The 13010-nt window shown below is 49.1% G+C and carries 14 protein-coding genes; 11 read left to right on the forward strand and 3 right to left on the reverse strand.

Features of this window, described 5'->3' with window-relative positions; genetic code table 11:
• Window positions 1-214 precede the first annotated feature (214 nt).
• The 8 genes from AC06G8_RS04585 to AC06G8_RS04620 all read left to right on the forward strand — a co-directional run bounded on the left by AC06G8_RS04585 (window position 215) and on the right by AC06G8_RS04620 (window position 7261).
• Complete coding sequence (locus tag AC06G8_RS04585; protein WP_480284524.1) at window positions 215-931, forward strand: hypothetical protein; 717 nt, start codon at window positions 215-217, stop codon at window positions 929-931.
• A gap of 36 nt (window positions 932-967) precedes the next feature.
• Window positions 968-1357 carry a GntR family transcriptional regulator gene (locus tag AC06G8_RS04590; protein ID WP_480284525.1) on the forward strand — a complete coding sequence of 130 codons (390 nt, stop codon included), beginning with the start codon at window positions 968-970 and terminating at the stop codon, window positions 1355-1357.
• Entirely contained in the window at window positions 1354-2355 is a 1002-nt protein-coding gene (locus AC06G8_RS04595) for an ABC transporter ATP-binding protein (protein ID WP_480284526.1), read from the forward strand. The genes AC06G8_RS04590 and AC06G8_RS04595 overlap by 4 nt, the downstream gene beginning before the upstream one ends.
• A gap of 49 nt (window positions 2356-2404) precedes the next feature.
• Entirely contained in the window at window positions 2405-3307 is a 903-nt protein-coding gene (locus tag AC06G8_RS04600; RefSeq protein ID WP_480284527.1) for an ABC transporter ATP-binding protein, read from the forward strand.
• Complete coding sequence (locus AC06G8_RS04605) at window positions 3300-4619, forward strand: ABC transporter permease (protein ID WP_480284528.1); 1320 nt, start codon at window positions 3300-3302, stop codon at window positions 4617-4619. The genes AC06G8_RS04600 and AC06G8_RS04605 overlap by 8 nt, the downstream gene beginning before the upstream one ends.
• 254 nt (window positions 4620-4873) lie before the next feature.
• Window positions 4874-5050: a hypothetical protein gene (locus AC06G8_RS04610; RefSeq protein ID WP_480284529.1), complete on the forward strand. Its 177-nt coding sequence runs from the start codon at window positions 4874-4876 to the stop codon at window positions 5048-5050.
• Window positions 5051-5160: 110 nt separating this feature from the next.
• Entirely contained in the window at window positions 5161-5562 is a 402-nt protein-coding gene (locus tag AC06G8_RS04615; protein ID WP_480284530.1) for a hypothetical protein, read from the forward strand.
• 1444 nt (window positions 5563-7006) lie between these two features.
• A complete protein-coding gene (locus AC06G8_RS04620) occupies window positions 7007-7261 on the forward strand; it encodes a hypothetical protein (RefSeq protein WP_480284531.1) in 255 nt (84 codons plus the stop codon).
• Here AC06G8_RS04620 and AC06G8_RS04625 read toward each other — a convergent pair.
• Window positions 7258-7512, reverse strand: coding sequence for a hypothetical protein (locus AC06G8_RS04625; RefSeq protein ID WP_480284532.1), 255 nt, complete (start codon window positions 7510-7512; stop codon window positions 7258-7260). The genes AC06G8_RS04620 and AC06G8_RS04625 overlap by 4 nt on opposite strands.
• Before the next feature lie 394 nt (window positions 7513-7906).
• On the opposite strand from AC06G8_RS04625, the gene AC06G8_RS04630 reads away from it, so the two are divergent.
• Window positions 7907-9466, forward strand: a complete 1560-nt coding sequence (locus AC06G8_RS04630; protein WP_480284533.1) for a hypothetical protein — start codon at window positions 7907-7909, stop codon at window positions 9464-9466.
• Between the two features lie 186 nt (window positions 9467-9652).
• Window positions 9653-9832, forward strand: coding sequence for a hypothetical protein (locus AC06G8_RS04635; protein WP_480284534.1), 180 nt, complete (start codon window positions 9653-9655; stop codon window positions 9830-9832).
• A 334-nt stretch (window positions 9833-10166) separates the two neighbouring features.
• Here the strand turns inward: AC06G8_RS04635 and AC06G8_RS04640 are convergent, their stop codons facing one another.
• A complete protein-coding gene (locus AC06G8_RS04640) occupies window positions 10167-11798 on the reverse strand; it encodes a diguanylate cyclase domain-containing protein (RefSeq protein WP_480284535.1) in 1632 nt (543 codons plus the stop codon).
• A 432-nt stretch (window positions 11799-12230) separates the two neighbouring features.
• Between AC06G8_RS04640 and AC06G8_RS04645 the strand changes: the two genes are divergently transcribed.
• Window positions 12231-12446 carry a hypothetical protein gene (locus AC06G8_RS04645; RefSeq protein ID WP_480284536.1) on the forward strand — a complete coding sequence of 72 codons (216 nt, stop codon included), beginning with the start codon at window positions 12231-12233 and terminating at the stop codon, window positions 12444-12446.
• Window positions 12447-12683: 237 nt separating this feature from the next.
• Here AC06G8_RS04645 and AC06G8_RS04650 read toward each other — a convergent pair whose 3' ends face one another.
• On the reverse strand, window positions 12684-12833 hold the full coding sequence (locus AC06G8_RS04650; RefSeq protein ID WP_480284537.1) for a hypothetical protein: 150 nt from the start codon (window positions 12831-12833) through the stop codon (window positions 12684-12686).
• Window positions 12834-13010: the final 177 nt, after the last annotated feature.

Raw genomic sequence — 13010 nt, forward strand, 5'->3', positions numbered from 1 at the left:
ATAAGTTAGATAAGGTTAGTTTGTCATCTTGATGGTTTTGTATGTGGCTGGATGACTGCAAAGCGAGATGGTACCAATTTTGGAACGTATCGGGGAATGCAAGTCCGTTCCAAATTTAAGTATTGACTAAAACTGGAATCAGTGTATATAGTGTATATAAAGATATACACAGTATACACACTGTATAAACACGGTGTGGGGAGGAGGAACGCTCTTGAGCACCTGGCAAGGCGCTAAGCTGCTTGTCAAATACGACTGGATGTCGATCGGGTTCGGGTGGCTATTCAATATTGCGATGCTGTTTTACTTCATCGTGACGACCACTCCGCTAATCATGCAGCTCCGGGATGCCGGGCAAGCCGAATCGAGCGCATGGGCGATCGACTTCATCATGCTGGCAATCATACCGGTCCTTGGCTTCTTCATGAACATGACGACCATCGGCAACTGGAAGCAGGCCCATATCGCCCGCAAGATCGCGCGGATCAGGCTGCTGCCGATCAGCTATCGGCAGATCGCCGTCGGACGCCTTCTGACGATGGCAACGATATTCACGCCCATGCTGCTGATCTACTTCGGAGCCCAATATGTCCTTGTTTATCATGAATTTCTGACTCCGCTGCAATTTTTGAATTTCGGCCTGCAATGGTTCGGATACGGCATTGCAATCGGCTGCGTTTATGCTTTTCTGGAGATGGGGCTTGGAGGGAAAGCCTACTTCTGGTTCTGCGTTGTCATCATGGTTTTCATTCTAGCCGTTGCAATCTTTTTGTCCTTCAACCGCATTGCGCTGGTCAACCACCAATTGCAAGCCGTGCAAGAGGGAAATTGGACTTGGGCGATCATCATGCTGGCGGCCGCCGCGCTCAGCTTCGCCGGCACGATCGGGCAGATGGCCAGGCGGCTCAGCCGCCGCAACCTGCTGGGTTGACCGGCCAAGAATTTTTCAACTTAAGGGGGTGCAGCCGTGCGGCTACCCATTCATATCAACGAGCATAGCGCCGAGCCGCTGTACCACCAGATTGAATCCCAGCTCAGGACGCTGATCATGAGCGGCCAGCTGGAGGAGAATACGCTGCTGCCCTCCAACCGCGAGCTTGCCCAGAATCTGCAATGCAGCCTCATCACGATCCGCAGGGTCTATCAGGATTTGGAGGCGGAGGGCTTGCTCCGTACGAAGCAGGGAACAGGCACCTTCGTCGCCAAGGTTGATGTTGAAGCAGGCGCCAAGCAGCGGCTGGAGGCCGTAGAGACGGCCATCTCGGCTGCGGTGGACGCTGGAGCAGGTGCAGGCCTCGGCCGTGCCGAGCTGGAGAGCTTGCTGCGCGAAGAGCTGGAGCGGAGGAAGATGACATGACGAACCGATCGGAGGGAAACCGGGTGAGTACAGCTGTTCAGAATGTGAAGGAGGCTGTGGGAAGCGGGCCGCAGCAGGCCGCCGATGGAAGCGCTTCAGCCGCAAGCTTCTCGGGCGTGCTGCTGAACCGCAGCCGGTTCCGGCTAGGTCCCCTGGATCTGGAGCTTCCGGCAGGCTGCGTGACCGCGATTGTCGGTCCCAACGGCTGCGGCAAAAGCTCCACCTTCCGGCTGCTGCTTGACCAAGCTCGCCCCGATGCAGGGGAGATCACGATGCTGGGCGAACAGGTCGGCAAGGGGGCGGATGATACGGAGCTCAAGCGCAGGATCGGCTACGTCCCGGAAGAAGACGACAAGCTCGACGGCAGGCTGCGGGGCACGGCCAAGGCGGACTTCGTCCGTCAGTGGTATCCCGGATGGGATCGCAATGAATTCGAGAGAATGCTCAGGCAATTCGAGGTGGATCCTTCGCTGCGCCTGGGGAAAATGTCCAAAGGAATGCGCCGCAAATACGAATTGGCTCTCGCCATGGCGCACGGTCCGGAGCTGCTGCTGCTCGACGAGCCTTCATCGGGTCTGGATCCGCTGGCCTGGCGTACGATGGTCGACGAGCTTCATCGGTACATGGACGGAGGCAGCCGGACGATCGTCATGGCTACCCATATCATCGACGAGGTGAAGCGGCTGGCCGACTATATCGCGATCATGGACTCCGGCCGGATCATCGGCATGTATGAGAAGGATGAACTGCTCGGATCCTGGCATACGTTCTATATATCGGCGCCAGAAGGCGCTTCGCCGGCCGACACAGCCCTCGCAGCCGCTGAAATGCCCGGAATCGTCCGGGTCGAGGAGACTGGAGGAGGCACCTGCCGCGTAGTCACCTCCTGCGCATGGGAGGCGGAGCAATGGTGCCGCCGGCAGGGCTATCCGGTCAGCGGCCAGAAAGCGCTGGAGCTGGACGATATCCTGGACCATCTGATCCGGCACAAGAGATAAGAGGACCTCGCAAAGAAGACAAGATTAGACGAACAGGGGGAAACAAGAAGTGAAACCGCTCATTGTGGAACGAGTCGTCAAGCAATATGCAGACAAAACCGCCGTCAACGGCATCAGCCTGGAGGTGGACAGCGGAGAGATCTACGGCTTGCTCGGCGCCAACGGCGCGGGCAAAACGACGACGATGCGAATGGTGCTCGGGCTGATCTTTCCCGACGAGGGCCGAATCCTGTACAACGGCAAGCCGTACACGAAGCAGCAGCTCAGGGACATCGGCTACCTGCCGGAGGAGCGAGGCCTCTATCCGAAGGTCAAGGTCAGCGAGCAGCTTGTATACCTTGCCCGGCTGAAAGGAATGTCGGCGGCCGACGCCGACAAAAGCCTCAAGATGTGGCTTGAGCGCTTCGGCGTGCCGGAATATTATGACAAACGCGTGGAAGAGCTGTCCAAGGGCAACCAGCAGAAGATCCAATTCATCGCGACGATCATCCATAGGCCGAAGCTGATGATTCTTGACGAAGCGTTCAGCGGACTCGATCCGGTCAACGTCGAGCTGCTGAAATCGACCGTCAAGGAGCTCCGCGACCAGGGAGCATCCATTCTGTTCTCGACGCACCGGATGGAGCATGTCGAGGAGCTATGCCGCAACATTACGATTCTGCATCGCTCGAACGAGGTGCTCAAGGGCAGCCTCAAGGAGATCAAGAACCGTTTTCCGAAAGAGAGAGTCATGCTGGCAGCGGATGGAGAGGTCGCCGGATTGGAGGAGCTGCCGGGCGTTCTCGGCGTCAAGCGGCATGAGCATGCCTACGAGCTGCGGATCGCGGACGAAGCTTCCGGACGCGCGGTTCTGCGGCATGCGATGAATCAGAGCGACGTCACCCGTTTCGAGATCATGGAACCGACTTTGAACGAAATCTTTATTAAAACGGTAGGTGAAAATCATGAATGAGTTCTGGACGGTCACCGGCTTTACGTTCCGCAACAAGGTCAAAGGCAAAGCCTTCCTCATCACGACACTCATCCTGGTCCTTATTCTATCGCTGGCCATCAACCTTCCCTACATCATCTCGCTGTTCAAGTCCGGCGGCTCGGACAGCCCGAAGACGATCGGGTACGCCTCCATGCAGAGCGACCTGGCCCAAAGCAGCGTGACCCCGACTCTCGTCGGCGAATGGGTCAAGGAATATTTCGACTCCCAGCCGGCAGGGCAGCAGAAGCTGAGGCTGGAGAAGATCGATGGAGGAGCGAGCGCGGCCTCGGCGGAAGCCGCTCTCAAGAAAGCATTGAGCGACGGGAAGATCAGCGGTTACATGCTGCTGGAGCCCAGCAAGGAGACCGGCTTCTACTCCGCTCTATTCAAGTCCGAGAAGATGCTCGACAATTCCTCGGTCGAACAATTGAAAATCGCGCTGCAGATCGTCAAGGCGAATGCGGCTGGACTTACGGCTGAGCAGAAGACGCTGCTGTATGCGCCGGTCGACGTGAAGGCGCTGCAGATCTCGGCCGACGGAACCGCAGAGGATGCCGGCCGCACGGCTTCCCAGCAAGGCGTCAACATGGGCATGGTCTATGCGGTCCTGTTCCTGCTCTTCATGTCGATCATGGCGACGGGCCAGGTCATCGCCAGCGAAGTGACGACGGAGAAGAGCTCCCGCATCATGGAAGTGCTGATTACGAGCGTGTCTCCGCTGAACAGCATGTTCGGCAAAATATTCGGCATGTTCCTGGTCGGCCTGCTCCAGATCGCGATCTACGTGGCGGCAGTGCTCATCAACATCCAGATCCCGACCAACCGGGAAGCGCTCGGCAATCTGGATATCCATCTCGGCGACGTCAGTCCCGACCTTCTGACCTTCGCGCTCCTGTTCTACCTGACCGGATACTTCCTGTTCGCGACGCTGTACGCGGCTGTCGGCTCCCTGGTCAGCCGTACCGAGGATCTCGGCCAGGCGGTCATGCCGCTCACCTTCGTATCGCTCGCCGGATTCTATCTGGGCATCTTCAATCTGGCGAATCCCGACAGCATGCTGGTCAAGGCCACTTCGTTCATTCCGTTCTTCTCGCCGTATGTCATGGTTCTGAGAGTAGGCGTAGGCCATGTGGCGACATGGGAGGTGCTCGTCTCGCTCGGCATCATGCTGGTCAGCATCTACGTGTTCGGCTGGCTGTCCGCCAAGATCTACCGCACTGGCGTCCTGCTCTATGGCAAGCGTCCCAGCATCAAGGAGCTGCGTAAAGCGATGAAGGCTTATAAAATCTAGAGCTTATCGAACCTGGTGTAAACTTTATTTAATAATGGCGGAAGCTTGATGGTATTTTGGCGGTGGGTTTGTGTATTAATGTCGTCTAAATAATAGTGTCTTCTGATATTTCCCTTGATTTTTCTGGATTTCTTCACTCCTGATCCAAGTGCCATCGAGAATAAGTAAGTGGCGATAAACGTATTTTTTGATTTGCGGTATTATGTCGTTTTTCAAAAGTAACGATTTAAACTTGCGAGGAGGATGAATCCAATATGAAGAATCTTATCCCAATGGTTAGCCTAATCTTGTTAGTGGTTTACTCGCTCATCTCGCATTATGAAGTTCCGGTGATCGACTTTGCTAAAGGTTTATTACTTGGTTTATCGGTGGCTGGTAGTTTATATACGATTGTGCAGTTCGGTCGTAGTGCTAAGAATAGAATAGTATAAGAAAATTATGATTAAACCGGTCATCTATGATGGCCGGTTTAATCATAATTGAGGTAGGTTATCAGAGAATTTTGCAGCGGCGAATATCTAACTATTGGGGAGATACCACGATGAGGAAAGAAATCCCGTTTAAAGATGGTAAAGTTATCTTCTTTAAGGATTCAAACTTCTGGAGTGAACTTTTACATAACTGCTGTAGGGAAACAAAAGCTATCTATATTGCAACATACAACTTTAATTTCCGAGACAAATATGAGAGAAGTTTTTACAAAGAGCTTTCAAAACTTGCTAATTTAGGGCTGCGTGTTAATTTGTTATATTCAAAAATGACATTTTCTGAAGAGGATACATTAGAGATTGAAGAGATATTTAAAAACTTTGTGTTGTGTGCTGAACTAAAAACGAATCATTCGAAGCTTTTTATTGCTGACAATTCATTGGGTCTGCTAATTTTAGTTTTGGAAGCAATAACAATTACGAGTGTGGAGTTACCTTTACAGATAGCGAAATAGTATCTGAGATTAGAAAATTCTATTGTGAGGAACTACTTGATAAAAGCGAGTTTACAAACATACCAGAGTGTTTCGACCCGTTTGATTTCCTTTCTCGAATATTGAATGTAGTTGAGGAATTAATTAATGTAGAAAGCAAAGCGGAGTTCTATGGAGATATCAAGCACGCAATCCCTGAGTTGCGATATTTAGATGATCTTGAAGGGTATTTAGACAAACTCGACCGCCCCGTACCTGCACATTTTAATTGGTTCCCACTCTACATGCAATTTTATGAGGAAGGACATGTAGATGATAGTGTTTTTCAAGGTTTTAAGAAGTATCTTAATGAAATTCATCCATATAAAGCGCTTCTTCTCCAGCCGCTCGACGTCGAGACGCTCCAGGGCCGCCATTACCCTTAAATGTTTCAGTAATTATTTTTATCAAAAATAAAAATTATAAGATTTAGTTATATACAATTACAGGAGTTATCAAATAGATATGCCTAAAGCGAGAGATCATTTTATGGTATTTTCATTTTTATATTTTTTAAAAATAACCCAATTATAAATAAAGAGGCAGGGAGAAAATTAATAAAAAATAAGATTAATGGGAGATATTCTGTATCGATATAAAAGAAATTTGATAATATGTTGAAGTACATATAAAATAACCATACTAAATTATCCAGACCATTTATTCCTCCATACCGATCGGTCACGGAACTGTATTTCAAAAAAGAATAGAGACACAATAACCAAATAAAAAATCCAATGGTATATATCAAGAAAACTGCAAATAAATCATATATTGACGACTTTCCGTTACTCAAAAGAGTAAAACCTATAAATATATATATTAACATTATAGAAATAATTATTGCATATTTAAACTGATTTGGACACTTTATCAACAAAAAGTTTCCTGCTATTTGTATTATTAAATAAAATGTAAATGATAATATATTGTTCCTTATTACTACTTTCATTTTCCAATTACTCCTTTTTACGAATACATATTAGTACTTCAATAAACAAAAGCACATTCTTCGCCAGCTGTCTCTCCTCGGCTTCCCGCTGTTTTTGTCACCGGCCGCCTTCTCGTCCGCTGCCGGTACTCGTTGGCCAGGTCTGTCTTGTCAGCGATCGACGGTACGGGGATCCGATTGCGCTGGGACGAGACCACACCTTTGATTGGAGATGGATGACAGTTTTATTGTATCCAAGCCACCCCTCATTGCTATTCTTTCTAAGACTTGTCCATATAAAGCTACCTTTAGCGGTCTAAAAGGAGCCTAATCTCCAGCTATTCCAAGCCGGCTTTTTCCGGTCCGGATCGACGCAGCAATCAATCACAACTTCCCCTTCGGCCAGATATATCCCCGGGTTCTCACTCGACTGAATGAACTGCTGAATCCAGCGGCGATTTGCTTGAATGCCGGTTCCATTCGTGAGCAATCGTTTTGCTGCCAGATCAAGGACCAATTTTTAAGTTCATAAAATGGTGTGAACAGATTGGTGGAAAAATTATTAATGAGAGCATTGATACCGATGAGATAATTGATAATGTATTGATCCCGGTTGAAATTGAAAAGATGCCCGAAAAAGAGATACTTATGATCTATTGGCCGGTAGAATTACTTCAGAGATCAGAAGAATCAGTAACGCTATCTTCCAATGTGGGGGAAGTTGCCTTTTCTAACTTTAGCATTTGTTAACTAGGGGCTTTGTATAACATATTCAGAAGTTCCCCATAGTCCGGATCCCCACCAAATTTAGTCCTGTACCAGTTAACGGGATCATTAGAATCATCCCCATCTAAAGTAGCTGCTTGGGTAGCTAATTGCATCGTGATTTCCCAGCCTGTAGGGATCCCGGATGAACGCGAGATACCCGAACCAAGCATGAGAGCGTATGCCCCCTTTTTACTTTGTAGCGTGAATGCAAGTGAGATAAGTGGATCGAGCATTTTAGAGCCTCCTTTATTCGGTAGTCCTATAGTACCACGGGATTCCCAAATTTTAACAAAAAAAACTCGGTCTGGAGTCGTACCGAGTTTAGATGGTAGATAGTTAGTTTTGAATATTAAATAGGGAATATTAAACTTGAAGTCCATTGTATATTTTAAGTCTATGATAGCTTGAACCTATTTTTTATCCCTAGGTGTCAAGGATCGATACTTAGTCAACCATAAAAGTTCGTCAGAAGCTAATTCATTAGAAGGAAATAATGAACTAAAGTAACGTCTGATTGATATAGCATGGATGGACCGCTATATACCGTTTCCCTAGGTCGTGTCCTCTAGAAACTTATTTCTAAACACCGATATTAATTATATGTCATTCTTTTAAGAAAGAGGGAGCATGTTGAACAAGTACAAATATCACTTTATTTTTCTTTTTGCTGTTTTGATTTTCATTATGACAGGTGTTGTTGCTCTAGCTGCTGCAGATACTGCAGAAAGCAAAAAAAGAACCCTTGTCTGGTTTGATAGTCCTTATATTGATGTGGACACAGTGTCGTTTGAGTCAGGCGAGCATTACCGGAAAACCTATAGATTTTCAAAGGATTTTTCCACCTTAAAAGTCGGGGAATCTCTCAAAGGGAACATGGTTGGGGAAATCCGAGACCCAAACTCCGGATTTCGAGTTCGCGATAACAAATGGAATCATTATGGGTATGCGTACATGCGGACATTGCCCACTGGAATGGCGGCCGTATATGCAGATGAAACATCAATGGATAGTGGGGTGCTCACCTTTAACCCAATAACCGAAATTGTATCTAAAATACAATCTTTCCCCAAAGGAACGGGAATACGATTCGAAGCAAATGATATCTATAGGACCTATACAAGAAGCCGCGGAGAGGAGGTGTACTCAATTCGATCAAATACAAAATTGAGTAATGGTTTTCTCAAAATCTTCAACCACAATGATTTTGTTGATAATCAATATAAGCTCTCTGCCCCAATTTATGATGGGGATCCCTATATAGAGATAAGCTGGAGCAAGAACCTCCAAACACTTAAACGTATTCAAGAGGACCATACGATGTCTACAGTCAAGTTCATTGGATCCAACTATACCAGCGGTGCATGGTTAAACAGCAATAATAATATCTGGCCAACCAAAAAGAAGAATTTACAAATACAAAAACTGTTTTCTTTTAAACCCTCAAAGTCAGAGACCTATATCCTGCAAGATGGAAAGAAAACCGAACTAAATCAAATGCAGGGAAGAGTACAAGAGTACCTATCACCGAACCTCAAATATATTCTTGGTGAGGAAACTGTTCTCAATGGAAAGACGTCATTTGATGGTTATAAAGATGTTCGCTTTGTTATCTATGATACTCAAGTTGCGGGAGTGACAAAAGTAATTCAATCCCCTTTAAGGCTTACGATTAATACTATTGAATGGTTTAATGATGATTTACTCAAGATTACTTATCGTACTGGCCAGCCAACAAAAGAAACAGTTCGGTATCTCCATATCCCAACTGGAATTTTTACGATGCAAAAGGGAGAAGTAGTTACTTCAAGTTGGACAAACCCTTTTCAGTCTTCAATATATGCGTCTGATATAAAAGATTTAATCACCCTTCAGGATCCCGTGCAAATTATTTTTAATGGAGAATTTGTGCGCTATACAAAGCAAGGATCTTTTCAATATCAAAACTCTGTTTATATGCCCTTAGAGGATTTTTGCTCTACAGCTGGCTTATTATGGACTATGAAGGGCTCAGAATTGCAGGTCAAAGACAAAGGGCTAATATGGAACGAGAAGGTTTCAAATGTAATTACCTACAAAGGAGTACATTACGTTCCAGCCGTTAATAGTATAAAAAAGCTAGGTTACCATGTGGAAAGTGTTGAAGCAGGCTCCATGAAACATAAATTAATTGTCACTTCCACGGAATGAACGTTACCGGCAAAAGAGGCTGTCACTCTGGCGAACAAAGCAGCTGTAGCCCAAACTCGTATGGGTTTTGAAGCTTTTATCTGCAACCCAGAAGACGCTTGTAGGAGATCACCCGCCTGACGGAAGCAGGCGGCTATCGTTGCGCTGGAAGCGCAAGCAGCAGCGGACCAAGCAGCGGCTAATCTGGTGAAAGCGCAAATTGCCGCTTTGTCAGCAAAAGTAGCTGTCACTCTGGCCGATATTCAAGCCCGTACGGCTTACGATGCTTTATTTGCAACTCAGAAGACGCTGGTAGGGGATATCACCCGATTGACGGAAGCAGAGGCGGCTATTGCTGACCTGAGACTCTTACAAGTAAAGTGTTGACCACTTTTGTTTTCGCGACCGTATATGCCACACAAGCCAGGGAACAGAGCAAGCCGATGATCAGGTCAGCGATCTGAATTATCAGCTAAATGCGGCTTCCGTAGCCGCTACCGCCGTAAAAGTAAACGAGAATTAATTCAAGCTCGTTCCGAGCTCTTCCTATCAAACCATTACAGTTTCGGGAAGAGACAAAGATCAATTCTTCGGCAATTAATAGTTTAAAGGATGCATGATCCTGCTTCTCCATCTATTCAGCATGGAGTTCGGCCGCAGGACGGAAACATAGAGAAGCCGCATACCGATCGGTATGCGGCTTCTGTCCGTTTTCAAAAGGCTAGGCATCCTTGCCCGCGAAGGTCACCCTGTTCTTGCCTTCGCGCTTCGAGCGATACAAAGCCTCGTCGGCTTTGCGGATGACCGAGATCGGATCCGGGTCGTCATCCGGCCATCGGGCTGCGCCTACGCTGCAGCCGATTCCAATGGAATGGCCTTCAATCGCCAAGGGTTCATTGATGGCCTGGATGATCCGGTTCGCCAGCGCTGTGCCGCCAGCTTCGGAATCGCTTGCGGAGGTATAGAACACGGCCAGGAACTCGTCGCCTCCCAGGCGGACCGCAAGCTCTCCAGCGCGCATGCAGGATCGTATTCTAGCCGCCGTCAGCTGCAGGAGCCGATCGCCCACTTGATGGCCGTACTCGTCGTTGACGGATTTGAAGCCGTCCAAATCCATGTAGAGAAAAGTCAGAACCTTGCCGCTGCGGGCAGCGGCGAGCGCGTGGTCCAGATACGAATCCAGCGCGCGGCGGTTGGGGAGTCCCGTAAGCTTGTCCTGATGGGCCTGATTTTCCATCTCATCCAGCGCCAGCTCGGTCTTCGTCAGGTCCATGACCAGGTGATGGAGGGTTTTCGACAGAATTTCGATGTCGCGGATTCCTTTGTGGATCGGGATGGCCGAATGCTCGCCCCGGAGCAGGCGCTCGGCGGCATCCGTGATCCGTCTTAACGGACGGGCGGCCATGCCGGCTGTGAACCAGCCTGCGATCGCAAACAAGAGAGCGGTTATAACCCCGATCCCAATAATGAAATGCCGGATGCCATCTACGGGAGCGAATGCGATGTCAATCGGCTGCCTGACGATGACGGTCCAGCCAAGTCCCTTGTAGTTCTGATACCCGTCTCCAAGCGCGTAACCCGTCAAATAGGTTTTGCCGTCGCTCCAGCGCTCCATCGAATAGCCGTTCTTGCCGGCTTGGGCTTTCGACAAGCTGTCCAGGACAAGCGGCTTGCCCACCATGGCGGAAGGGCCGATGAGAACCGTACCGTTGTTCTGGCTTACGACCAGAATATCCGCATTTTCTTTGTGCTCTTTCATGGGCTGCAAAATAGAAGCTTCGATCTCGCGCGCCCAAGCCCAGCTGAGATGGGCGGCAAGCACTCCTTTGACGTTCAAGGCCTTGTCGTAGATCGGCAGGCTGATATCGACGAACTGCATCGGCTCTCCAGTCGGATTCGGAAGAAGCTTGCCCAGCAGGACCGCCTCATGGACATCGCCGATGAATTTACCTTGTATCCCTTCCTGAAATACAGGACGCTGAGCGATGTTGCTGCCCGTCAAAATCCCGTCGGTGGAAGCGATGACCGTTCCTTTCGGGTCCATATAGCCTACCCACGTAAATGAAGGTAGGCTCAACTTCAGCTGATCCAGCAATGCGCGGATCTGATCCGCAGAGCCGGGATGCTGCAAAGCTTCCAGCTTGCTCAGCACATCCAGCTCGCCCGAGCGGGACCACATGAAGGAATCCAATTTATCCGCCATCTGATAGGAGGTTTCCGATAAGGATTGGCCGATCTGGGATTCAATTTCAACGGTTGTTTTGCTGCCGATCGACCAGCTCAGCGCTCCGGTCAGCAAAATAATGACAGCTGCGAGCAAGACAGCGAAAATAGATCGAAGAGAGTAAGACATCGGTGGATTCGATTCCTTTCTTGATGTGCCGTCGTACGGGATGCGATTGACCTGCAGCGCCGCAGCAGTGATAAGCAGGTGATGTGGATGAAGATATGCGGTCAAGGAAAACAAACAAGGCTGGCGAAGGCAGCCAGACCCATTCCACATCTTCATCTTCTCAACTCTATATCGGTTAGGTACAATCGACATTGCAGCGAATGCTTGCAAAAGGGAGGAATCCGAACCGGCGAACTCCCATCCTGCCTGCCTTCTGCACAGCTGCCGTCCAGGCGGGCAATCGTATCAGCAGCGATAAGATTGCGCGGGTTGCCGGTCTGGCGATCGCGGCCTCCATCGGAGGCCTGCATGAGCTTGCTCCGGCGCAAGCCGCGAAATGGAACGCCTAGTCGCCTTTACAGAGAAGATTTATAGAATCGGAGAGTGGATTCGATGCGTGAGCTGATGGACAGCAACGGGATCCGGAGCTCGGAGGTCGGCGCTTACCTGTTCTCCCAATTCTCCGTCGGCAACGTGAAGCTGGTCTCGGAGCGGCTCGGCATCGACGGCTCCAAGGTCGCTTATGTCGGGGACGCCGATGCATCTACGGCTCCAGGAATGGATAGGCAAGCCGGACCCGGTGCGTGGATTCTGGCTGAACCATCGTGATTTTATTTCCTCGGAAATAGGGCACGATGAACGAAGCTCGGCGATTGTCGCCGTCAAGCGCTTATCCCGTTCATGAAGTGCAGCAGCCCCTCTAATCGGCTCGATAGAGGGGCTGCTTTTTCATATGGAGATTCAGCGCGGTTCTAAACCAATAAAAGCCCTCAAGGGTCGGAGAGGGACTTAAACAGCTATGAATCGGTCGCGAATGAGGGGTATCCGGAACAGGCAAGGGTCAGATCAAGCTTGAGGAAGAAGGTCTTGATACGTTTTGTAAGACAGAATAGCGATAATCAGTGATCCGATAAAGAAAAGAACAGATCCCCCCAGTGTAAACAATCTGCCGATCAGGGTGTTTTTAGCTTCTTCGATTTGAGCAAGCTGGTTCATCTCTGTCACTCCCTTAGGCCATTTATCCTAGTGTATGCATCCCTAATCAATAGGTTCTAATCCCCGTTCGGAGCCGGCAAGCATCATCTTGAGGAAGAGCGGATCGCAATCCTTCGCGGGGCAAGGGCAAGAATAGGGAAGGCATAAACCCCCGCTGCCATGGGTGATGAGCGCGCC

This window comes from Paenibacillus sp. SJS-P3, assembly GCF_056711585.1.

Excerpts from the sequence above, each read along its gene's own strand:
- AC06G8_RS04595 (WP_480284526.1), top strand. The coding sequence starts at position 1,354 with ATGACGAACCGATCGGAGGGAAACCGGGTGAGTACAGCTGTTCAGAAT.
- AC06G8_RS04610 (WP_480284529.1), top strand. The coding sequence starts at position 4,874 with ATGAAGAATCTTATCCCAATGGTTAGCCTAATCTTGTTAGTGGTTTAC.
- AC06G8_RS04640 (WP_480284535.1), bottom strand. The coding sequence starts at position 11,798 with ATGTCTTACTCTCTTCGATCTATTTTCGCTGTCTTGCTCGCAGCTGTC.
- AC06G8_RS04630 (WP_480284533.1), top strand. The coding sequence starts at position 7,907 with ATGTTGAACAAGTACAAATATCACTTTATTTTTCTTTTTGCTGTTTTG.
- AC06G8_RS04615 (WP_480284530.1), top strand. The coding sequence starts at position 5,161 with ATGAGGAAAGAAATCCCGTTTAAAGATGGTAAAGTTATCTTCTTTAAG.
- AC06G8_RS04645 (WP_480284536.1), top strand. The coding sequence starts at position 12,231 with ATGCGTGAGCTGATGGACAGCAACGGGATCCGGAGCTCGGAGGTCGGC.
- AC06G8_RS04650 (WP_480284537.1), bottom strand. The coding sequence starts at position 12,833 with ATGAACCAGCTTGCTCAAATCGAAGAAGCTAAAAACACCCTGATCGGC.
- AC06G8_RS04625 (WP_480284532.1), bottom strand. The coding sequence starts at position 7,512 with ATGCTCGATCCACTTATCTCACTTGCATTCACGCTACAAAGTAAAAAG.
- AC06G8_RS04605 (WP_480284528.1), top strand. The coding sequence starts at position 3,300 with ATGAATGAGTTCTGGACGGTCACCGGCTTTACGTTCCGCAACAAGGTC.